Consider the following 21,518-nt stretch of genomic DNA (forward strand, 5'->3'; position numbering starts at 1 on the left):
ACCGCGGCATCAGCGCAGCGACGCCACCACGTCCTGGGTCACCCGCCGGAACGCCAGGATGGCGGGCGTCTCCTGGCCGCGCCGCCAGGCCAGCGCCACGTGCACCGGCTCCGCCTTGTCCGCCAGCTGCACGAAACGCACGTTGCGCGGCCGCAGGTTGCGCGCCGTCGCCGGCACCACCGCCACGCCCAGCTCGGCGCCCACCAGGCCCACCACGGTATGGATCTGCGTGGCGTGCTGTGCGACCTGCGGCGTGAAGCCGGCCTGCGCGCACATCGCCTGCACGCCCGCGTGCAGCAGGGGCGCCTCGTCCCGGGTGAACATCACGAAGGGATCGCCCGCCACGCTCTTCAAGTGCACACGGGTGCGGCTGGCCAGGCGATGCCGCGTCGACAGCGCCAGCAGGAAAGGATCGGGCATCACCGGCAGCACCTCCAGCTCGGGTGGCGCCGACTGCACGCGCAACAGCCCCAGGTCGATGGTGCCGCGCACCAGCGCCGCGTGCTGCGCGGTGATGGGAAGTTCCAGCAGCTCCAGCTCGATGCCGGGATGCTGTTGCCGGAAGCGCCGGATGATCGAGGGCAGCAAGCCGTAGGTGGAGGAATGGATGAAGCCCAGCACCAGCCGTCCGAGCTCGCCCGCGCCGGTGCGGCGCGTGTCGCTGACGGCGCGCTCCAGCTCGTGCTGGATGGAGCGGCTGCGCTCCAGCAGCAAGGCGCCCGCGGGCAGCAGCTCCACCCGGCGCTGCGTGCGGCGCAGCAGCGGCGTGCCCAGCGCCTCCTCGAGTTGCTGCACCTGCCGCGACAGCGCCGGCTGCGCGATCGCCAGGCGCGCCGCCGCCCGGCCGAAGTGGAGCTCCTCGGCGACGGCCTGGAAGTAGCGCAGCTGGCGGATGTCGATCATGGTTCATGCCGCAAAGGCATCAATACACCGCCAATTATGTATTGGACGCGGGGTGGCGGGCAGCGGACACTCCGGCCTCCCATGCAGATCGAATCCCCAGCAGCCGCCGCGGCACAGCCGGCCGCGGCAGCCGCCGACGCCGTCCAGCCCATCCGGCTGCCGGCACGGCTCGGCCACATCCTTTCGCTCGACGATTTCGAGCGTGCCGCGCGGCGCCACCTCCCGGCGCCGGTGTTCGCGTACATCTCGGGCGCGGTCGAGCGCAACCACTCGCTGCGCGCCAATGCCGCCGCCTTCGAGCGCCACGAATTCCTGCCGCGCATGCTCGTGGACATCTCGCGCAGGACGACCGCCGCCACGATGTTCGGCAAGCGCTGGTCGGCGCCGTTCGGGCTGGCGCCCATGGGCATCAGCGCCCTTTCGGCCTACCGCGGCGATCTCGTGCTGACGCGGGCCGCCGCGCGCGAAAACGTGCCGATGATCATGAGCGGCTCTTCGCTGATCCGCCTGGAGGAGATCGTGCAGGCCAACCCGGAGGCCTGGTTCCAGGCCTACCTGCCGGGCGACGAGCCCGACATCCGCGCGCTGGTCGAGCGCGTCCGCGTGGCCGGCTTCCGCACGCTGGTGGTCACGCTGGACTCGGCCATCGCCGCGAACCGCGAGAACAACGTGCGCGCCGGCTTCTCGACGCCGCTGCGTCCCAGCCTGTCGCTGGCCTGGCAGGGCCTCACGCACCCGCGCTGGCTGTTCGGCACGTTCCTGCGGACGATCGCCTTGCACGGCATGCCGCACTTCGAGAACAACTACGCCCGGCGCGGCGCACCCATCCTGTCGCCGAACGTGCAGCGCGACTTCTCGGACCGGGGCCACCTGAACTGGGACCACCTGCGCATGATCCGCGCGATGTGGCCCGGGCGCCTGGTGGTCAAGGGCGTCCTGGATCCGCGCGATGCGCGGCTGGCGGTGGACAGCGGCGTCGACGGCATCATCGTCTCCAACCACGGCGGCCGCCAGCTCGACGGGACGGTGTCCCCGCTGCGGATGCTGCCGCAGGTGGTGGCGGCCTGCCCCGAAGTGCCGGTGATGATCGACAGCGGTTTTCGCCGCGGCACCGACGTGCTCAAGGCGTTGGCGCTCGGCGCGAAGTTCGTGTTCGTCGGCCGCCCCTTCAACTACGCCGCATCCGTGGCCGGCGAAGACGGCGTGCGCAAGGGCATCACGCTGCTGCGCGAGGAAGTCTCGCGCAACATGGCCATGCTCGGCGTGAACGCGCTCGACGAGCTGGACGCCAGCTACCTGCTGCCCGCCGCGGGCACCTGATCCTTCGCGCTTCGGTACATTCCTCCTTCTTCTTCCCTCACGACAACGGACATTCCCATGGTCGGTCTCCAGATCCTCAAGCGGCAACGGCAGGTCGCCGAGCAGCACATCAAGGCCTTCGCCGACATTCCGGTGGCCAACGTCAGCGACTGCATGGCGCGCATGACGGCGAGCGGCCCGCGCCTGCGCCCCATGCACAAGGGCGGCAAGCTCGCCGGCCCCGCGCTGACGGTGAAATGCCGCCCCGGCGACAACCTGATGATCCACAAGGCGCTGACGATGGCACAGCCCGGCGACGTGATCGTCGTGGATGCGGGCGGCGACCTGACCAATTCGCTGTTCGGCGAGCTGATGGTCAACACCGCGATCCAGCGGCGCCTGGCCGGCGTGGTGCTCAACGGCGCGGTGCGCGACTGCGACGTCATCGCGCAGATGGACTTTCCCCTCTATGCGGCGGGCGTCACCCACCGCGGGCCCTACAAGGACGGTCCCGGCGAGATCAACGTCCCGATCGCCATCGACGGCATGGTCATCGCGCCCGGCGACCTGATCCTGGGCGACGCCGACGGCCTGCTGTGCGTGCCCTTCGGCGACGTCGAAGCGGTGCTGGAAGCTGCGCGCAAGAAGGTCAAGCTCGAAGAGCAGATGATGATCGACATCAAGGCCGGCACGCTGGACACGACGTGGATCGACGTGACGCTCAAGCGCATCGGCGCCGACCCGACCCCGCGCTGACACGATGGCCCACGAAAAGCGCGTGGTCCGCTCGGACCTGTGGATCGACCCGGCCTTCGATGCCCGCCTGGCGCAGGAAAGCAGCGTGTCGCTGGGTGTTTTCGCCACGCGCGGCGTGGCCTCCGCTTCCTGGGACCTGCTGTCGGCCGCGCACGTGTACCACGTGTCCGCCGCCAAGGACGAACTGCCGCGCGAGTGGTTTGCCGGCGCCGACCTGCTGGCGCGCTGTCCGCAGTTGCTCGCGGTCTCATCGAGCGGCGCCGGTTACGACACGATCGATGTGCCGGCGTGCACCGCGGCCGGCGTGGCGGTGGTCAACCAGGCCGGCGGCAACGCCACCTCGGTGGCGGAGCACACGCTGGCCATGATGCTGGGCGTGTCGCGCCGCATGATCGAGTGCGACCGCCGCATGCGCCGCGAGCAGGGCTTCACGCGCGAGGACGTGATGGGGCACGAGATCCACGGCAAGACCGTGGGCCTGGTGGGCCTGGGCCACGTCGGCACGCGCGTCGCCGCATTGGCCCGGGCCTTCGGCCTGGAAGTGATCGCCGCCGACCCGCTGCTGCCCGACGACGAGATCGTGCGCCGCGGCGCCCGGGCGGTCACGCTCGACCAGCTGCTGGCGCAGGCCGACTTCGTGTCGCTGCATTGCCCGCGCGACGCGACGACGTTGAAGATGATGGACGCCGCCGCCTTCGCCCGCATGAAGAAGGGCGCGATCTTCATCACCACCGCGCGCGGCGGCATCCACGACGAGCAGGCCCTGGTGGAGGCGCTGCGCTCCGGCCACCTCGCCGGCGCCGGCGTGGACGTCTGGGACCGCGAGCCTCCGCCGCTGGACCACCCGCTGCTGGCCATGGACAACGTGTTCGCCAGCTTCCACATCGCCGGCGTCACGCACGAATGCCGCCGCAACGTGGCGCAGATGTCGGCGGACCAGATCGCGCTGCTGCTCGCCGGCGGCCGACCGCCGCGCCTCGTCAATCCCGAGGTGTGGCCCCGATTCGAAGAAAGGCGCGCGCGCATTCTTGCGTGACGGGCCACCCGCAGCAATCCAAGGAGACAGATCCCATGCAACGCCTTCCCTCGTCCCTGCGCCGGCTCCTGCCGGCCCTGCTGCTGTCCGCCGCGGCGGTGGCGCCCAGCGCGGCGCACGCGGCTTATCCGGAGGCGCCCATCAAGATGGTCGTTGCCTACGGCGCCGGCGGCGGCACCGACATCATCGCGCGCGTGATGGCGCCCTACATCGCCAAGTACCTGGGCAACAACGCCAGCGTGGTGGTGATGAACCGCGCCGGGGCCGGCGGCGGCATCGGTTTCGGCGAGATCGCCAATGCGCCGGCGGACGGCTACACCATCGGCTTCATCAACACGCCGAACGTGCTGACCATCCCGATCGAGCGCAAGGCCAACTTCCATTGGCAGAATTTCGATCTGCTGGGCAACGTGATCGACGATCCGGGCAACTTCTCCGTGCACGCGGAAAACCCGATCAGGAACCTTGCGGACCTGGTGGCGTTCGCCAAGGCCAATCCGGGCGCCGTGACCTACGGCACCACGGGCGTGGGCTCCGATGACCACCTCGCTGCGCTGATGTTCGAGCGCGCCGCCGGCGTGAAATTCACGCACGTGCCGTTCAAGGGCGCGGCGGAGGTCCACAACGCCATCGCCAGCAAGCAGATCGTGATGGCGGCGATGAACATCGGCGAGGCCTTGCAGTACGCCAAGGGCGGGACCCCGCTGCGCCAGCTGGGGCAGATGAGCGCCAGCCGCACCAGCCTGGCCCCGAACGTTCCGACGTTCAAGGAGCAGGGTTACGACATCGTGATGGCGTCGCTGCGCGGCATCGGCGCACCGAAGGGCCTGCCGGCCCCGGTGCGCGAGCAGCTGGTCAACGCCATCCAGAAGGCGGCCGCCGATCCCGAGTTCCAGGCCAAGGCCGCGGGTTATTTCGCTCCGCTGCGCTACCTGGCGCCGGTGCGCTACGAGGCCGAGCTCAAGGAAGCCGAGGGCGGGTTCAGGCAGCTGTGGACGCAGATGCCCTGGGGCGACAAGTAAATCGTCGGGTGTCGGGGTCGCTTCGCGAACCCGACCTGCCTGGGCCCGTAGGGCGGGTGCGCGAAGCGACCCCGCCAAACCCCGGTTATTTCAATCCGCCGATCGCGCCGCCCGTCTCCTCCAGCCGCCGGCGCGCCGCATCGGCATCCACTCCCAGCCGCGCCATCACGATGGCCGTCTTGACGTGGCCGCCGGCCGCGTCGAGCACGCGCGTCGCCTCCGCGCGGTCGACCCCCAGCGTCTCCATCAGGATGCGCTCGCCCCGGTCCTGCAGCTTCTGGCAGGTGACCTGCAGGTCCACCATCAGGTTGCCATAGACCTTGCCGGTCTTGACCATGGCGGCGGTGCTGATCATGTTCAGCACCAGCTTGGTCGCGGTGCCGGCCTTCATCCGCGTGGACCCGGTGATGACTTCCGGCCCCACCAGCGGGGCGATGACGACGTCGTGGTTGCGCAGGATGTCTTCCGACGGATAGGTGCACAGCAGGAACCCCGTGCGCGCGCCCAGTTCCCGCGCGCGCGCCAGCGCGCCGTGCACGTACGGCGTGGTGCCGGAGGCCGCGATGCCGAGGACGAAGTCGCGCCGGTCGACGCTGCGCTCCTCCATCGCCGCCGCGCCCTCCTCGGGATGATCCTCCGCGCCCTCCTGCGCCCGCAGCAGCGCCTCGAAGCCGCCGGCCATCACGCCCTGCACCATGTCCGGCTCCGTGCGATACGTGGGCGGCATCTCGGAGGCATCGAGCACGCCCAGGCGCCCCGACGTGCCCGCGCCGACATAGATCAGCCGGCCGCCGGCGCGGAAGGCCTCGACCACCAGGTCCACCGCCGCAGCGATGCGCTCGCGCTCGTCGCTCACCGCCGCGGCGACCAGCCGGTCCTCGGCATTGATGAGGTCGACGATCTCCAGCGTCGCCATCTGGTCGATGCGACTGCTGCGCGGATTGCGCTGCTCCGTCAGGCGGGCATCCAGCGGGGGCCGGGGCGGGGTCTCTGGCTTTCGCGCGGGATCCATGACGGTGGGTTGAGCCTCCAGCTTGAGGTCGGGCATGCAGATATCTTATGGTAGAGGTGAACCATCGTCCCGCGCCGCGCAGGGGCGGGATGTAGGAAGGTCCTGTGTCGTGCTGTGGTATCCGCGCCGAAAGGCCGGTTCCCGCTTTGGTGCATTGGCGCTCAGCCGGGTCCGGCTGGTGCTTTCACGACGAGCCGACCGGCGTGAGCAGGGTCTCGCCGGTGGCCACGAGCTTTTCCTCGCCGTCCGTAACGGCAAACAGGTCGCAGGCGGTGAACACCTGCGTGCGGCCCGGCTTGACGACACGCGCGCGGGCGATGAAGCGCTGCCCCACGGCCGGACGCAGGCAGTTGACGGAGAAATGCGATGCGAGCACACGGCCGACCAGGGTGGCCGCCGCGAAACCGCAAGCCGTGTCGATCAGCGCGCCGACCAGGCCGGCATGCAGGAAACCGGCGTACTGGCCCAGGTCGTCACGCCAGGCGACGGCGATCTCGGCCCGGCCTTCCCCCGCCGACAGCACGTGGATGCCGCACCAGCGATTGAACGCAGCGGTCTCGTTGATGCCCCGGATGAATGCAAGGGGATCGGGCTGCATGGAGGGCTCCTGTGGCTGTCGCTGCAGCAATCTAGCCGGACGGGAGCGCCCGCCGCTGTCATGACGGGGACCCGCCGTCCCCGCTGCGACAAATCCTCAGCGCACCGCCGTCCAGAGCAACGACAGCCCCGAACAGAGCATCAGCATGTCGATCAGCCAGCGGTACGCCAGCGGCGAGAGCGCCAGCACGACGTGCTTGCCGATGAAGGAGCCCGCCATCAGCGTCGCGCCGACGCCCACGCCTTGCAGCAGCACCTCGGGCGGCAAGGCGCCGGAGAACTGGAAGGTCAGCACCTTGGCGACATACACGCCGATGGAGCCCGCCGCCTCCGTGCCGAGGAAGGCGCCGCGCTCCAGGCCATGGAACGTGAACAACGGCACCGTCAGCGGGCCGGTCGATACGACCACGCCCGTGAGCCACCCCAGGGGCCCGCCGAGCAGCGCAAGCTGGCCGAGCGACAGCTTCAGCGAGCGGCGCGCCAGCCAGCGGCGCACGCCGATGAGGGACAGGAAGAAGACGCCGAGCACCGCTTCGGCGACGCCCGGAGGGATGGCCAGCAGCGTGCGCGCGCCGAGCACCGCGCCGGGCACGGCGGTGGAGCAGTACGCCGCGCAGGCGCGCCAGTCGATGTCACGCCACCAGGCCAGCACCCGGCCGAGGTTGCCCAGGATGGCGGCCACCGCCATGATCGGGACGGCCTGGCGGGGCCCGAACATCACCACCAGGATCGGCATCAACACCAGGGAAGAACCGGTGCCGACGACGCCGCCGAGCGTGCCGGCCAACAGGCCGGCGGCGATCAGGATCGCGTATTCCAAGGCTACCGGTACCGCGCCGCCGTGATGAACTGGTTGAAGGATTCACACCACACGACCACCGTGGTGTAGCGCGCGGGGTCCAGGCCCGCCGGCAAGGGCACGAGGAAGTTCTCGAAAGTCTTGACGTCGCCGACCAGCACCATCTGCGGCTTCACCCGCAGGAAGTCCCCTTTCGTTTCCACGAACTCGGGCGACAGGTACAGCTTGTAATCCGGGCCGGGCGCCAGCCGGCCGGCCAGGCCTATGCTTTGGGTGCCGACCGAGACCGTGCCCTCCCCCCAGTGCAGGGCGTCGCTTCCCGGCAGGTCGCGCTTGAACTGTGCGGTGAACGCGGTCTGGCCCACCTGCTGCTTCACGTCCGCCGCCGTCGGCGCGGCCGGCGCTATGAGGATGGGCAGCGCGTAGATGCCCAGGGCGAAGCCGAGGCCGACGGCCACCAGGTGGGTGAAGACGAACAGCAGGAATTTTTTCATCGGTGTGGGCGTTGGCGTTGCGGCGGAAAGTACCACCATGCGGCCACCACCGCCAGCCCGAACAGGGAATACGCCAGCGTGAACACCCACGCAGGCGCTTCCCAGAACAGGACGCGGTGCACCCAGTGTTCGATGAAGCCGCCGGCGTAGCCGCCCTGCCCGGCCTGCGCGCGCAGCCACATCTCCAGCGTGGTCAGCGGGCACACGGCGCCCAGCCAGGCCTGCACCACCACGAAGGCGATGGCAGCCAGGTGGGCGACGCGGAAGGCCAGCGAGCGGGCGATGCGCCACCCGCGCAAGCCCCCGGCGACGATGGCCAGCAGGCCTGTCACGACGAAGAGCACGATGCCGAAATGCAGCAGCACCACCGCATTCGCCAGCAGCCGATAGCTCATGGCCCCTGCAGCGCCAGCGTCATGAAAAAGCTGTTCGGGTCTTCGCGGTAGTCGCCGAACGGACCGCAAGGCGTGAAGCCGAAGCTGCGGTACAGCGTGCGCGCCGGCTCGAAGCCAGGCTGCGATCCGGTTTCCAGGCTGAGGCGCCGCATGCCGCGCGAACGCGCTTGCCCGATCATGTGTTGCAGCACCGCGCGGCCGGCGCCCCTGCCGCGCAGGGCTTCCGGCGTGCGCATGGACTTCACTTCGCCGTGCGTGGGCGTGAGCTCGCGCAATGCGCCGCATCCGAGCAGCAGTGATCCATCCCACACCGTCCAGAACGTGATGTCCGGCCCGCGCAGCCTGGCCAGGTCCAGCGCATGCACGCTTTCCGGCGGCGACAGCTCGCGCATGTTGGCCAGGTGTTCCTCCAGCAGCGCGTGGATTTCAGGGCCGCTGAGGTCGTCGATCTGGATACGCATGGCCGATGGTTCAGTGGAAATCGTACGCCGGGGCGGCATGATGCATCACATAGCAGACTTCGTTGACGGGCGTGCCGCCGACCGTGACGGCGCGCTCGCCGGCCTCGGGCGCCACGCGCAGGCCGACGGATTCGTAGAAGCCGCGGGCGCGCTGGTTTTCCGCCAGCACCCAAACGCTGACGGAGGCCGCGCCCGCCGCCACCATGGCCTCGCGCGCTGCGCGCCAGAGCGCACGCCCCGCACCGGAACGCCAGCGCCCGGGCGCCACGTAGATGGCCCATAGCTCGTGCTCGGTGGGCGACGCGCCCGCGTCACGGCAGGGGCCGAAGGCCGCGAAGCCGACGACCTTGCCGCCTTCCTGCGCTACCAGCACCCGCCCCCGCGTGCCGGCGATGGCCTGTGTCCACATGCGGGTGCGTGCTTCGACAGACAGGCCGTCGAGCGTCGCCTGCGGCAGCACGCCGGCGTAAGCCTGGCGCCACGCATCCACGTGCACCGTGGCGATGGCCGCGGCATCGTCGACGTTGGCAAGGCGCACGTTCACGCGTGTTCCCCCGCAGGCGCAAGAAATCCTCCCGTCACTCGCTCACCTTCCCCCGGCTTGCCTTGACCTCGGAGCGTTCGGCCTTGTCCTGCAGGCGGCGCCGCTTCGAGGCGCGGGTTGGCTTGGTCGGGCGACGTGGCGTCGGCACGTGCGAGGCCTCTGCGACGATGTCCTGCAGCCGCTGCATCGCATCGGCCTTGTTCTGCTCCTGGCTGCGGGCCGACTGGGCCTTGATCACCAGCACGCCGTCCTTGGTGACGCGCCGACCGGGCAGCGCCAGCAGTCTTTCCTTCACGTCCGCGGACAGCGAAGAACGATGGATGTCGAACCGCAAGTGGATGGCCGTGGAGACCTTGTTGACGTTCTGGCCGCCGGGGCCCTGCGCCCGCATGGCGGTGATCTCCACCTCCTCTTCCCGCACCGTCGGTGCCGCTGCGCCGGGCTCGACCATCACGCCACCCTGAGCCTGGCGCGCCAGGGCCAACGAGGGACGGGACCGGTCGTGCCAGCCGTCACCCGCATTGCCGCGTCTGCTTGCAGCGCAAGCGGCTCGTCGAAGCCGTGGAGCAGCGACCCGGCTGCGCCACCGGGATTCGCAACACCTTGCGCTCCGCCGGAAAGCTGGACTGATTCTTGAAGTCGTTGGCGCACAGGCGCTGCAGCTCCCGGTCCGCCGGCTCGCGGGCCAGCGCGGCCTCGCACTGCCACACGGCCTCGGCGTGCCGGCCTTCCCTGAAGATGCGCTTCAGCGCCTCGATGTTCGAACCCATGGGAGGGCAGTATCGCAGCCCCGGGGGCCTCAACCGCCGTTCTGTCGCGCGACGATCGCCACGCCTGCCGCGAGCAGCAGGCACAAGGGGGAATAGACCCAGGTGTCGAGGCGCGCGAAACGGCTGTCTCGGACGCGCTTGAAGAATCCGACGTACCTGAACTCGCCCATCGCGCGGGCCAGCAAGCCGGCCGCCAGCCCATACGACAGCCAGGCCAGGACGGAAGGAGGCAGGCCCAGGGGGACGAGCCCGGATGTGGCGGCGACCAGACCCGCGAAAAGCACCAGGGCGACGCCCACCGCGACGGTAGCGCGGCGCGATGGCACGAACAAGGGTTTGCCGTCCACGCTGGGCACGGCGCCGCTTGCTCCCCTCATGGGCAGGAACGCCATGCGGAAGTGCCACAAGGCCAGGCCGCCGAACACCGCGCAGACCACGAGCGCGAGCATTCAGGCTCCTACCGCACCAGGATCTGCCAGGCGATGGCGGCCTGCGCGAAGAAGCCGACCGTGAAGGCGAGCGTGCGCACCCAGGGGACTGCGAAGGTATAGGCAAGCGCATGGACGACACGCGCCCAGAAATACACCATGCTCGCGCTTGCCACGACGCTGTTCGAGACCCCCAGCGCGTGGGCGGCGAGCACCAGCGTGGCAAAGACGGCCAGGTTCTCCACGGCGTTGTAATGGGCCTTCATCAACCTCTGGGCCCAGGCCGACTGCGGCTTCGGATGGGCCGGGTATCCGACCGCGTCCGCCAGGCCCCCTACCGCGACGCGGTCGAGGATGTAGGGGACCCACAGCACTCCGGTCAGGACGGCCGAGAGGGTCAGGTAGAACAGTTCCGCCTTCATCGTCTTCTCCTCTTGTGGTGGCTGCCTTATAGAACAATCGTGGCCCGCCGTCCCCGGCAGGCGACGAGCGTGATCAGGCCAGCCCGCACCACTGGGCAACCCGGTGCGCGACGTCCATCCACAAGCCCCAGGCAGCGGTCGCTGCCAGCAGGAGGCCGGCGATGCGGGTGCCCGAGTCCTTGCGCAGGCGGTTGCCCATCTCCCGCAGGCGGCGCAGCGCGGTGGGCGCCAGGCCCAGCGAGATGCCGCTGCCGGCCGCGAACAGCGCCATGCACACCGCGCCTTCCACGGGGCCGCCCGAGAGCGATGCCACCAGCAGCGCCGAATACAGCAGCCCGCAAGGCATGAAGGCCCACAGCGCGCCCGTCATCGCGAGGCCGCCGCGCCGCTGCGCCATCGGCCGCACTTTCTGCCAGACGGTGCGTCCCGCGCTCTCTACCCACGCGGGCTGCCGCGCCCGCGCCAGCAGCATCAGCCCCCACGCCAGGACGGCCAGGTGAAACAGCGTCCACACGGGACGCAAGGCGGCGGTGTTCTGCGACAGCCACGCCAGGCTCTGGAAGGCCAGGCCCGCGACGGCGCCGGCCAGCGAGTAGCCGAGCAGCCGGCCGCCCTGGAAAGTCCACATGCCGCGCACCGGCGGCGCGCCGACGCCGCGGATCACGCCGCCGCAAGCCGCGCCGCACATCGCGATGCAGTGGGGGCCGCCCGCCAGGCCCATCACCAGGGCCGTTGCGGCCAGCGTCCCGCCCATGTCAGATGATCCGCGAGAAGCGGGCACGGTTGCGGTCCGCCTGCAGGTACTTGTCGAACAGCATGGCGATGGCGCGCACGAAGAACCAGCCTTGCGCCGTCACCTGCACGCCGGTGTCGTCGATGACCACCATGCCCTGCTCCTGCAGCGTGCGCAGCTGCTCCATCTCGGCGGCGAAGCAGGTCTTGAAGTCCAGCAGCCAGGCGACCTCGACCGACTCGAACACCAGCTGCCCCTGGCACATCAGCGCCATGATCACCGCGCGCCGCGCCAGGTCGTCGCGCGACAGTGCCAGCCCGCGCACCACCGGCAGCCGGCCCTGGTCCAGGTGGTCGCAATATTCCTCGAGGGTCTTGGCGTTCTGGCTGTAGGTGGCGCCGACCTTGCCGATGGCGGACACGCCCAGCCCGATCAGGTCGCAGTCCGCATGGGTGCTGTAGCCCTGGAAGTTCCGGTGCAGCCTGCCCTGCCGCTTGGCCACCGCCAGCGCATCGCCCGGCAACGCGAAGTGGTCCATGCCGATGTAGACGTAGCCCGCGCTCAGGAAGGCGGCCAGCGCCTGCGACAGCATCGACACCTTGGCGGCGGCGCCCGGCAGCTCGATGGTGATGATGCGGCGCTGCGGCTTGAAGCGCTCCGGCAGGTGGGCATAGGCATACAGGGCGATGCGGTCCGGCTTGAGCGCCGACACCTGCCGCAGCGTGCGGGCGAACGACTCGGGCGTTTGCAGCGGCAGGCCGTAGATCAGGTCGATGTTGATCGACTCGAAGCCGATGCGGCGCGCGTCCTCCATCAGCGCGGCAACCGACTCGTACGGCTGCACGCGGTGAACCGCTTTCTGCACGTCGGGATCGAAGTCCTGCACTCCGAAGCTCAGGCGGTTGAAGCCCAGGTCGGCCAGCGCCTGCAGCCGGACGGCATCCACCGTGCGCGGATCGACCTCGATCGAGCACTCCGCTTGCGGCGCGAAGGCGAAATTGCGCCGCAGCATCGTCATCAGCTGCTTGAGTTCCTCGTCCGACAGGAAGGTCGGCGTGCCACCGCCCAGGTGCAGCTGGCTCACCGGCTGGGACGTGCCCAGGACCTGCGCGTGCAAGTCCACCTCGCGCGTGAGGTAGCGCAGGTAATCGGCGGCGCGGCTCTTGTGCCGGGTGATGATCTTGTTGCAGGCGCAGTAGTAGCAAAGCGATTCGCAGAACGGGATGTGCACGTACAGCGACAGCGGCATCGCCAGGCCGGCGGTTCCAGCGCGGCGCTGCGACAGGGCCTGCAGGTAATCGCCGGCGCCGAACGCCTCGACGAAGCGGTCCGCCGTGGGATAGGACGTGTAGCGCGGCCCCGGCACGTCGTACTTGCGCAGCAGTTGGGGATCGATGAGGTCGGTCATGGCAGGCGTTTCCCGGTTTCCGCCCCATGGTGCGCCGGAGCCCGCCCGCCGCAGTTGATCTGAGTCAACCGGCGCCGCTCAAAAAGCCCCGCGCTGACGCACCGAGTCGGATTCGGCCGATCCGCCACCCCGGCGGCGCGGCCGATCCTCGCGGAACCGCGCACTCCAGGGAGAACCGGATGAACGCAACAGCCCTGCGCCGCGTGCTGGCGGCCTTCGCCATGGCTGCCTCGGGCCTCGAGCCAGGCCTTGCTGGACTTCGGCACGGCAGCCACCTGCTCCCTGGCGTACGAAGCATTGCTCAGCCAGCGCTGCAACGGAAATTTTCGCGAACTGATGGCCTGGTGGCGCACGCAGCAGGCGCGTGAGTCGCAATGAGCGCGCGCGATCCTCTGCTGTAGGAAGCACCGCACGGGCTCACGCGGCCTGCACGGCTTCGGATCCGCCGTCGCAGCGCCAACATGGGAGGCATCACCAACCAAGGAGATTCCCATGAACAAGCAGCAGATCAAGGGCGCGACCAACCAGGTCACGGGCGCCGTCAAGAAGGAAGTCGGCAAGCTGACCGGGGACACCAGCACCCAGTTGAGCGGCGCGGCACGCGAGGCGAAGGGCAAGGCGCAAAAAACCGTGGGCGATGCCCGCGAGGTGGTGCGCAACGATGACGAGGTCCAGCGCGAACGCAAGCTGGAAAAGTGATCGGTGGTGTCGGGACCCGCGTTGCGGAACCCGACCTGCGGGAGAAGCCGGCCAAGCGCCGGCTTGTTCGTTACTGGGAGGGGGCGTTGGCGCTGCCTGTCGCTTCGCCGACGGGCAGGGTTATCTCCGCAGACCCCGCGCCCATGGCGGACGGTGCGCTGTACACCTGCGTTCCGGGAATCGTGTCGACCGGTGCCGCCTCGGCGGGCTTCGACAGCACACGTAATGGGGGCTCGACCGGCGGCGCCGGCTCCGCCTTCACCGGCACCGTGACCACCGCGGTTCCGGAGTCCGCCGGCGGCGTGGTGAACACGTTGCTCCACCAGTCGCCCATCCGGTCCATCAGCGGCTTTTCCTGCTCCTGCATGCGCGGCGCGGCGAATGCGGCCTTGGCGTCCAGCACGCCGCCCTTGACGGCCTGCTGCGCGAAATCGCCGATCACCAGCAGCGCGTTGTGCGAACCCTGTCCCCAATAGGAACTGCGCATCGCAACGCGGTTGTCGTTGAAACCGACCCAGGCCCCCGCCACCAGTTGCGGGTGCATCAGGATGAACCAGCCGTCCGTGTTGTCCTGGGTCGTGCCGGTCTTGCCGGCCAGGTCGCCGGTCAGGCCGAAGCGCGAGCGCAAGCCCGCCGCGGTGCCGGTGTCGATCACACCGCGCATCACATCCAGCAACGTCATCGCGGCCTCGCTGGACAGCGCCGTTTCCGACCTGGCCTGGAAGCTCTCCAGCACGTTGCCATTGCGGTCCTCCACCGCCGCAACCACCTGCGGCTCGATGTAGCTGCCGCCGTTGGCGATGGCGCCGAACGCCGTCACCATTTCCTTCAACGTGACGGGACTGGTGCCGAGCGCCAGCGACGGCACTTCGTTCAATTTGCTCTGGCGCACCCCCATCGCACGGGCCAGGCTCGCCACCCGCGCCGGCCCGACCTGCTGCATCACCTGCGCCGTGACCGTGTTCTTCGACCTGGCGAGGGCCTCGCGCAGGGTCATCTGCGCGTTCGTCATGCCGTCGATGTCGGTGGGCCGCCAGACCTGGTTGCGGTCGATGCGGATCTCCACCGGGCCGTCCAGGAAAGTGTCGGTGGGCCGCATGCCGCCTTCGAAGGCCGCGCCGTACACGAAAGGCTTGAAGGTCGAGCCCGGCTGGCGCCGCGCCTGCTGCACGTGGTCGAACTTGTCCTCCGAATAATCGCGGCTGCCGACCCAGGCGCGCACGGCGCCCGTCCGCGGGTCCATCGCCAGGAAGCCGGTTTGCAGCATGGTCTTGCGCTTGCGCAGGTCGGCGATGAAGCTGCGGTCCTGCTGCAGCTGCTCGACCGCCTCCTCGTCGCTGCGGCCGCGCTCGCGGGCCAGCTTGTACTCGGACGAATCGCGGATCCACTCCTTGACCAGCTTGCCGTTGGTGGTCCAGAAATGCTCGAAGGGGCGAACGCTGGCGCGCTGCGCCACGTAGGCGCCGGGATCGGTGCCGAGGCTGGCCAGGCGGCTGCGCCCCCACTCGACGTCCGCGACCGCCTGCAGCTGCTTCATCTGCCGCTCGACGGCCTCGTTGGCCATGGCCTGCAGCCGCGAGTCGATGGTCGTCCTGACCACCAGGCCGTCCGCGTAGACGTTGTAGTCGTTCTTGTCCGCCCACTCCGTCAGCCAGCGCCGCAGGTATTCGGTCAGGTGGGGCGCCGGCCCGGCGACTTCCTGCACGCGCTCGAAATCCAGCTTCAGGGGCTGGGTCTTCAGGCTCTCGTAGCGGGCTTGCGGCAGCTTGCCTTCCTTCACCATCATCGCGAGCACCGTGTTGCGCCGCTGCAGCGCCCGCTCCGGGTTCAGCACGGGGTTGTAGTAGGCGGTTCCCTTGAGCATGCCGATCAGCGTGGCGGCCTCCAGCTCGTTGAGCTGGCTCGCCGGCTTGTCGAAGTAGGTGCGCGAGGCCATCTCGATGCCCCAGGCGTTGTAGAGGAAGGACACCGAGTTGAGGTAGCTCTCCAGGATCTCGTCCTTGCTGTAGATCGCCTCGATCTTCAGCGCCGTGATCGCCTCCTTGATCTTGCGGGACACGGTCTGCGCGCGGCCGATCTGCTCCGGGTACAGGTTGCGGGCCAGTTGCTGCGTGAGCGTGGAGCCGCCCTCCACATCCCCCGTCAGCGTGTTCACCACCGCCTTGCCGGTGCGCACGAAGTCGATGCCGTGGTGCTTGTAGAAACGCTTGTCCTCGGTGGCCAGCAGCGCCTGGGTCACCCTGGGTGAAATGTCGGACAGCTTCACCCAGTCGCGGTTGGCGCGGCGGAAGGTGGCCAGCTCCTTGCCGTCCGCGGACAACACCACCGAGGCGGACTCCTGCTTGGACTTGCGGATGTCACCAATGCTCGGCGTGAAGAAGTACAGCGTCGCGACGTACAGGACGGCCGCCAGCGGCAGCGCGGCCGCCGCCTTGAAGGGGTGGCGCCGCAACCAGCCGCCCAGGCGCCGCGCCCGGTCGCCCATCCGCGCCATCGCTCCCTCGTTGAGTACCTTCATGGTTCGTGTGTCCTCGTGGTGCACGAATCTAGGTGGCGCGGCCGTGGCCCGACTGTAGGACGGCTGCGCGACGGAGCAGCGCCTTCGCCTTAATTGAGCGGTTCGGCCAGTCCGTGCTTCAGGGCGTAGCGCACCAGCTCCGTCGCATTCGACAGGCCGAGCTTCTGCATGAGGTTGGCCTTGTGCGTGCTGACCGTCTTGACCGACAGGTTCAGCCGGTGTGCGATGTCCGTGACCGCCTCGCCCGCCACCAGCGCCCGGAACACCTGGAATTCCCGGTCGGACAGGCTTTCGTGCGGCAGCGCGGTGCCACCCCCGGGCATGGCCCCCAGCGCCAGCTGCTCCGCGACTTCCGAAGAGATGTAGGCCCCGCCGGCGGCGATCTTGCGGATCGCCTGTTCCAGCTGCGCCGGGGCGCTTTCCTTGGTCAGGTAGCCGCTGGCGCCGGACTTGATCGCGCGCACGGCGTACTGCATTTCCTGGTGCATGCTCAGCACCAGGATGCGCAGCTTCGGCTTTTCCTGCTTCACGAGCTTGATCAGCTCCATGCCACTGCGCCCGGGCATGGACAGGTCCAGCACCAGCACGTCGAAATCGGTTTCGCGCACGACCCGCATGACTTCCGTGCCGTCGGCGGCCTCGCCGGCGACGCTGAAGTCGGCCGCGTCGCCGACGATGCGCTTGAGCCCTTCGCGCACGATCGCGTGGTCATCCGCCAGGACGATGCGGATCATGCGACCGGCCCCGCGATCGGAATACGCGCCTCGATGCGGGTGCCGGCGCCCGGGCTGCTTTCGACCCGCACCTCCCCCCGCAGCAACTGGGCGCGCTCGCGCAATCCCACCAGGCCCAGGGACTGCGGCTTGCGCGGCTCGCCGACGCGAAAGCCCACGCCGTCGTCCTGCACGCTGAGGACCACGTCGTGGCCGCTTCGATGCACCTCGACCCGGGCGCTGCGCGCCTTGGCGTGCTTGCCCACGTTGGCCAGCGATTCCTGCACCATCCGGAACACGCCGGTCGCGAACGGTTCATCGAGTTCGAGCGACTCGTCGATGTCCAGCGCGCAGGGCACGCCGGTGCGCTGCGTGAAGTTCTGCACGGCCCATTCGATCGCCGCCACCAGGCCGAGGTCGTCGAGCACCAGGGGCCGCAGGTCCGCCGCGATCCGGCGCACCGAGGCCACCGCGCCATCGAGCAGCACCAGCATCTGCGCCAGCTTGGCCTGGGCCTGCGGATCGCTGCGCGCCTGGTCGCGCAGCCAGATGGTGTCCATCTTCAGGGCGGTCAGCGACTGGGCGAGCTCGTCGTGCAGTTCGCGGGCGATGCGGGACTTCTCCTGTTCGCGCACAGCGGTCGATTCCGAGGCGAAGGAGGCCAGCTCCTCGCGCGCCCGCACCCGCTCGGTGACGTCGCGCAGGATCACCGTGAACAACTTGCCCTCGGGGCCATGCAGCTGCGAGATGGAGGCATCGATCGGGAACTCCTCGCCGTTCTTGCGCACCGCGTACAGCACGGTGTTGTCGCCCATGCGGCGCGAGGTGGTTCCGGTGGCACCGAAGCGGCGGACCTGCTGGCCATGGCCGGAGCGGTACCTTTGAGGGATCAGCATGTCCAGCGGCTGGCCCTGGATCTCCTCGGCCGTCCAGCCGAACATCTTCCGGGCGGCCCGGTTGAACAGCACGATGCGCTGGTCCTCGTCGACGCTGATGATCCCGTCCATGGCGGAGTCGAGCAGCCCGGCCAGCCGGGCAGCGGCGCTCTTGTCGAGCAATGAAGAAAAGGTCAAAGCGGCATCCGTCCAGCTCGTTGCGGCAAATTACAGCACAAGCGCCCATTCGCCAAAGAGGTGTCGAGGGAAGCATCGCACACGGAGCACGACCTGCGTCCTCGGCCGCCTCCCGTCGGCGTCCTACACCCCCGCCCGGGTGGCCCTGACATACGGCGCGGAACCCGCAGCCCACACTGTGCCTCTACCTGATCCTCACAACCTACACGCAGTGTTGGCCATCGAACCCTCCATCACCACCTCCGCCGGCGTCCCGTCACCGGTTTCGGATGTCTCGCCGCAGCGCATGCGCAGCCTTGCCCGCGCCGCGCAGCAAGACATCCTGCGCCGCCTGACCCCGCCCCTGCGGCACGACATGGTGGTGCACCTGCAGTCGCTGGGGATGATGGCCGAGGCGCTGGGCGCCCGCATGGAACGCGGCACCGTGGACAACGACGACCTGCAGGGTTCGGTCTCCAAGCTCAACCGCCTGTCCCGCCAGGCCGTCGCGCGCTGCCTCGAGGTCTGCACGTGGATGGATCCCGGCGAAGACGATGCGGCGACGTTGCGCGAGGGCGTGTCCGAGGTCGTCCGGCTGCTGTCGACCAGCCTCAACTTCCGCGGCTTCGATCTGCGCATGGAAATGGGCGAAGGCGAATTCGCGGTATCGCGCAGCGCGGTTCGCTTCCTGCTGGCCGCCGCCATCCTGACCCTGGCCGACTCCGCGGTGGCCCCCGGCCAGATTTGCGTGCGTACCGAGCAGTCTTCCTCGCACGGCGTCATCGCCGTCGAATACCAGACCCAGTCGGACGGCGTGTTCACCCAGCTGCACGAGCCGGGCGAGGCGCCCCTGGCGTGGCCCGAAGTGCAGGCGCTGGCCCTGCAGCACGACGTGGAACTGCTGCGCAACGGCCAGGCGATCATCCTGCGCCTGCCGCGCGCCGTGGTCACGACGCCACTGAAGATGGTTCCGGTGTGACTGGCGCACCCGGCCCCGGGTGCGCGTCCATGAAAGCCTCCAGGTTCGGCAGCGGCAACGGCCGGCAATACAGGTACCCCTGGTAGCGCTCGCAGCCCTGGCGCGCCAGGAAGGCGCGCTGCTCCTCCGTCTCCACCCCCTCCGCGATCACCTCCAGGCCGAGGCTGCGGCACAGGCCGATGATCGTGGCGGCGATGGCGGCATCGTTGTGGTCGGAGAGGATGTCCTTCACGAAAGCACGGTCGATCTTCAATTCGTCGATCGGCAGCCGCTTGAGGTACGACAGCGACGAATAGCCGATGCCGAAATCGTCCACCGACAGCCGCACGCCCATGTCCTTGAGGTTGCGCATCTTGGCGATGGCGGAGTCCAGGTTGTCGGCCAGCAGGCTCTCGGTCAGTTCCAGCTTCAGCCGGTCCGGCCGGATGCCGGCGCGGCGCACGCAGGTCATCACCTCGTCGATGAAGTCCGGATGCCGGAACTGGCGCACGCTGACGTTGACCGCGATGCTCAGGTGGCTGCGGTCGGGGCGCGTCCCCCACTCCGCCAGCTGCGCGCACGCTGCTTCGAGCACCCAGTGGCCGATCGGAATGATCAGCGAGGTTTCTTCGGCGGTGGGAATGAATTCGTCCGGCCGCACGATGCCGCGCGTCGGGTGCTCCCAGCGCAGCAGCGCCTCCACGCCGAACATGCGCCCATCCATTCCCACCTGGGGCTGGTATTCGATCTTCAGGTTGTTGTCGCGCCAGGCCTGGCGCAGGTCCGTCGCGAGCGCGGCGTTGGCCGACGCCACCGCCTGCATCTCGGGGTCGAAGAAGCGCACCGCATTGCGGCCCGCCGCCTTGGCCTGGTACATCGCCAGGTCAGCCTGCTTGAGCAGTTCGTTCACGCTGGAGGGCGCTTTGCCGAACAAGGTGACGCCGATGCTGCACGTGCTGTGGTGAAGGTACCCTGGCAGGACGTACGGTTCGCCCAGGCCTTCCAGGATCCGCTGGCTCACCACCTCGGCGGCGGTGATCGGGTCGAGCGGCTTGTCCGGCCGGTTCTCCAGCAGCACCACGAATTCGTCGCCACCCAGCCGCGCCACCAGGTCGCCCTTGGCCACGCAATTGCGCAGCCGCCGCGCGACCTGCTGCAGCAGCAAGTCGCCCTTCTGGTGGCCCAGCGTGTCGTTGAGCACCTTGAAGTTGTCCAGGTCGATGAACATCAGCGCGCCCTCGTGGGCATGCCCGCTCGGCCCCACCGCCTCGTTCAACCGGTCCAGCAGCATCTGCCGGTTGGGCAGCTGGGTGAGCGGGTCGTAGAACGCCAGGTACTGGATCTTCTCCTCGTCCCGCTTGCGTTCCGTGATGTCCCGCCCGACCGCCACCCAGTGCGTGAGGCGGCGCGCCTCGTCCCACACGGGTGACACGTCCAGGTCCACCCAGTACGGCTCGCCGGCCTTGGTGTAGTTGATCAGGTCGACGCGCACGCGCTCCCATTGCTCCAGCGCGGCGCGGATGCGATCGAGCTGGGGCCGCTGGGTGTCCGGCCCCTGCAACAGGCGCGGCGACTGGCCGATGACCTCCTCGCGCGCATAGCCGGTGCGCCGCTCGAACGCCTCGTTGACGAACACGATGCGGGGCCCGGGAGCACGGAACGGCGCGGCCTCGGTGATGATGACGATGTCGTTGAGCCGGGCGATGCTGCCCTCCAGCAGCATCAGGTGCTGCTGCGCGCGCCGCCGCGCCGTGACGTCGCGCAGGTGCAGGGCCAGCCCGGTACCGCCGAAGGGAAAGCCGCGCAGCTCCAGCCAGTGGCTGACCTGCGCGTCCATCTCCTCCAGCTCGATCGCTTCGCGCCGCTCCAGCGCGTGGATGAAGCGCTCCTCCAGCGCCAGCCGCGCGCGCTTCTGGAAAAAGCTCCAGATCTTGCGGCCGGACAGGGCGTCGCTGGCCAGCAGCTGCTCGGCCTGCTCGTTGGCATAGCTGATGCGGCCCTGCGCGTCGATGGTGACGAATGCCTCGCCGCTGCCGAGCGCACCTCCCATGCTCACCGTGTGGCGCATCAGCGTGCCGGGTGCATAGCCTGGCGGCGCGATTTCCTGCACCAGGCCCTCTGCTCCGGCCAGGCTGCCATCCGCGGCGGTGAGCGGCTGCCCGACGCAGCGCACCCAGATGCGGCGCCCCTGCATCGAATTGAGCTGCACCTCGATGTCGAAGGGGACGCCCTGCTCCTGGCAGGCGCGCATCCGCGCCTCGAGTTCCGCCCGATGTTCCTCGGCGAAGTGGCCGAGCGCGTTTTCGAAGGTCGGTGTGTAACCGGATGGCGCGCCGTGCAGGCGCGCCAGCTGCTCGGACCAGTACAGGTGCCCCTGCTTCGCGTCGAGCCGCCAGAAGCCGATGAAGGCGCTGCGCTCCACGAGTTGCAGAAGGTTGTCTGCGTTGGTGCCGGTCACTGGGTCCATGTCGTGTTGCGCATCTTACGATCGCTTTGGCA

At 69.2% G+C, this 21,518-nt stretch carries 24 protein-coding genes; 6 read left to right on the forward strand and 18 right to left on the reverse strand.

Annotation, left to right across the window (positions count from 1 at the left end; genetic code table 11):
• Positions 1-9: 9 nt before the first annotated feature.
• Positions 10-903 carry a LysR family transcriptional regulator gene (locus tag WG902_RS08520; protein ID WP_340059591.1) on the reverse strand — a complete coding sequence of 298 codons (894 nt, stop codon included), beginning with the start codon at positions 901-903 and terminating at the stop codon, positions 10-12.
• Between the two features lie 81 nt (positions 904-984).
• On the opposite strand from WG902_RS08520, the gene WG902_RS08525 reads away from it, so the two are divergent.
• The 4 genes from WG902_RS08525 to WG902_RS08540 are packed head-to-tail and all read left to right on the forward strand — an operon-like array spanning position 985 to position 5,016.
• Positions 985-2,223, forward strand: coding sequence for an alpha-hydroxy acid oxidase (locus WG902_RS08525; RefSeq protein WP_340059592.1), 1,239 nt, complete (start codon positions 985-987; stop codon positions 2,221-2,223).
• A 57-nt stretch (positions 2,224-2,280) separates the two neighbouring features.
• Positions 2,281-2,958: an RraA family protein gene (locus WG902_RS08530; protein WP_340059593.1), complete on the forward strand. Its 678-nt coding sequence runs from the start codon at positions 2,281-2,283 to the stop codon at positions 2,956-2,958.
• 4 nt (positions 2,959-2,962) lie between these two features.
• The gene (locus WG902_RS08535) at positions 2,963-3,994 is read left to right on the forward strand and encodes a hydroxyacid dehydrogenase (protein ID WP_340059594.1); all 1,032 of its coding nucleotides are present in this window, start codon (positions 2,963-2,965) and stop codon (positions 3,992-3,994) included.
• Positions 3,995-4,029: 35 nt separating this feature from the next.
• Positions 4,030-5,016 (forward strand): tripartite tricarboxylate transporter substrate binding protein, encoded by a 987-nt coding sequence (locus tag WG902_RS08540; protein WP_340059595.1) that lies wholly within the window; start codon positions 4,030-4,032, stop codon positions 5,014-5,016.
• 85 nt (positions 5,017-5,101) lie between these two features.
• Here the strand turns inward: WG902_RS08540 and murQ are convergent, their stop codons facing one another.
• The 13 genes from murQ to hemN all read right to left on the reverse strand — a co-directional run bounded on the left by murQ (position 5,102) and on the right by hemN (position 13,079).
• Positions 5,102-6,064, reverse strand: a complete 963-nt coding sequence (murQ, locus tag WG902_RS08545; RefSeq protein ID WP_340059596.1) for an N-acetylmuramic acid 6-phosphate etherase — start codon at positions 6,062-6,064, stop codon at positions 5,102-5,104.
• A 148-nt stretch (positions 6,065-6,212) separates the two neighbouring features.
• The gene (locus WG902_RS08550; protein WP_340059597.1) at positions 6,213-6,626 is read right to left on the reverse strand and encodes a PaaI family thioesterase; all 414 of its coding nucleotides are present in this window, start codon (positions 6,624-6,626) and stop codon (positions 6,213-6,215) included.
• 96 nt (positions 6,627-6,722) lie between these two features.
• Positions 6,723-7,445 (reverse strand): sulfite exporter TauE/SafE family protein, encoded by a 723-nt coding sequence (locus WG902_RS08555; protein WP_340059598.1) that lies wholly within the window; start codon positions 7,443-7,445, stop codon positions 6,723-6,725.
• 2 nt (positions 7,446-7,447) lie between these two features.
• Positions 7,448-7,918 carry a DM13 domain-containing protein gene (locus WG902_RS08560; RefSeq protein ID WP_340059599.1) on the reverse strand — a complete coding sequence of 157 codons (471 nt, stop codon included), beginning with the start codon at positions 7,916-7,918 and terminating at the stop codon, positions 7,448-7,450.
• The gene (locus WG902_RS08565; RefSeq protein WP_340059600.1) at positions 7,915-8,313 is read right to left on the reverse strand and encodes a DUF2784 domain-containing protein; all 399 of its coding nucleotides are present in this window, start codon (positions 8,311-8,313) and stop codon (positions 7,915-7,917) included. The genes WG902_RS08560 and WG902_RS08565 overlap by 4 nt, the downstream gene beginning before the upstream one ends.
• Positions 8,310-8,774, reverse strand: coding sequence for a GNAT family N-acetyltransferase (locus WG902_RS08570; protein ID WP_340059601.1), 465 nt, complete (start codon positions 8,772-8,774; stop codon positions 8,310-8,312). The genes WG902_RS08565 and WG902_RS08570 overlap by 4 nt, the downstream gene beginning before the upstream one ends.
• 10 nt (positions 8,775-8,784) lie before the next feature.
• Positions 8,785-9,318: a GNAT family N-acetyltransferase gene (locus WG902_RS08575; RefSeq protein WP_340059602.1), complete on the reverse strand. Its 534-nt coding sequence runs from the start codon at positions 9,316-9,318 to the stop codon at positions 8,785-8,787.
• Positions 9,319-9,352: 34 nt separating this feature from the next.
• Positions 9,353-9,769 carry an alternative ribosome rescue aminoacyl-tRNA hydrolase ArfB gene (gene arfB, locus WG902_RS08580; protein WP_340060173.1) on the reverse strand — a complete coding sequence of 139 codons (417 nt, stop codon included), beginning with the start codon at positions 9,767-9,769 and terminating at the stop codon, positions 9,353-9,355.
• A gap of 61 nt (positions 9,770-9,830) precedes the next feature.
• The gene (locus WG902_RS08585; protein WP_340059603.1) at positions 9,831-10,088 is read right to left on the reverse strand and encodes a hypothetical protein; all 258 of its coding nucleotides are present in this window, start codon (positions 10,086-10,088) and stop codon (positions 9,831-9,833) included.
• 29 nt (positions 10,089-10,117) lie between these two features.
• Complete coding sequence (locus WG902_RS08590; RefSeq protein WP_340059604.1) at positions 10,118-10,537, reverse strand: DUF3995 domain-containing protein; 420 nt, start codon at positions 10,535-10,537, stop codon at positions 10,118-10,120.
• A gap of 8 nt (positions 10,538-10,545) precedes the next feature.
• The gene (locus tag WG902_RS08595) at positions 10,546-10,938 is read right to left on the reverse strand and encodes an MAPEG family protein (protein WP_340059605.1); all 393 of its coding nucleotides are present in this window, start codon (positions 10,936-10,938) and stop codon (positions 10,546-10,548) included.
• 73 nt (positions 10,939-11,011) lie between these two features.
• On the reverse strand, positions 11,012-11,692 hold the full coding sequence (locus WG902_RS08600) for a sulfite exporter TauE/SafE family protein (protein WP_340059606.1): 681 nt from the start codon (positions 11,690-11,692) through the stop codon (positions 11,012-11,014).
• A 1-nt stretch (position 11,693) separates the two neighbouring features.
• On the reverse strand, positions 11,694-13,079 hold the full coding sequence (gene hemN, locus WG902_RS08605; RefSeq protein WP_340059607.1) for an oxygen-independent coproporphyrinogen III oxidase: 1,386 nt from the start codon (positions 13,077-13,079) through the stop codon (positions 11,694-11,696).
• A 492-nt stretch (positions 13,080-13,571) separates the two neighbouring features.
• On the opposite strand from hemN, the gene WG902_RS08610 reads away from it, so the two are divergent.
• The gene (locus WG902_RS08610) at positions 13,572-13,778 is read left to right on the forward strand and encodes a CsbD family protein (RefSeq protein WP_340059608.1); all 207 of its coding nucleotides are present in this window, start codon (positions 13,572-13,574) and stop codon (positions 13,776-13,778) included.
• A gap of 70 nt (positions 13,779-13,848) precedes the next feature.
• Here WG902_RS08610 and WG902_RS08615 read toward each other — a convergent pair whose 3' ends face one another.
• The 3 genes from WG902_RS08615 to WG902_RS08625 form a co-directional block, all read right to left on the reverse strand.
• Positions 13,849-16,296 (reverse strand): penicillin-binding protein 1A, encoded by a 2,448-nt coding sequence (locus WG902_RS08615; protein WP_445263673.1) that lies wholly within the window; start codon positions 16,294-16,296, stop codon positions 13,849-13,851.
• A gap of 89 nt (positions 16,297-16,385) precedes the next feature.
• Entirely contained in the window at positions 16,386-17,030 is a 645-nt protein-coding gene (locus WG902_RS08620) for a response regulator transcription factor (protein WP_340059609.1), read from the reverse strand.
• Entirely contained in the window at positions 17,027-18,082 is a 1,056-nt protein-coding gene (locus tag WG902_RS08625; protein ID WP_340059610.1) for a PAS domain-containing sensor histidine kinase, read from the reverse strand. Before WG902_RS08625 ends, WG902_RS08620 begins: the two co-directional genes overlap by 4 nt.
• A 214-nt stretch (positions 18,083-18,296) precedes the next feature.
• Here WG902_RS08625 and WG902_RS08630 point away from each other — a divergent pair, with 214 nt between their 5' ends.
• A complete protein-coding gene (locus tag WG902_RS08630) occupies positions 18,297-19,040 on the forward strand; it encodes a hypothetical protein (RefSeq protein WP_340059611.1) in 744 nt (247 codons plus the stop codon).
• Here WG902_RS08630 and WG902_RS08635 read toward each other — a convergent pair.
• A complete protein-coding gene (locus tag WG902_RS08635) occupies positions 19,009-21,486 on the reverse strand; it encodes a sensor domain-containing protein (RefSeq protein WP_340059612.1) in 2,478 nt (825 codons plus the stop codon). The genes WG902_RS08630 and WG902_RS08635 overlap by 32 nt on opposite strands.
• Between the last annotated feature and the right edge of the window lie 32 nt (positions 21,487-21,518).

Source organism: Ramlibacter sp. PS3R-8, from assembly GCF_037572435.1.
In the GTDB taxonomy this organism is placed as follows: domain Bacteria; phylum Pseudomonadota; class Gammaproteobacteria; order Burkholderiales; family Burkholderiaceae_C; genus Ramlibacter.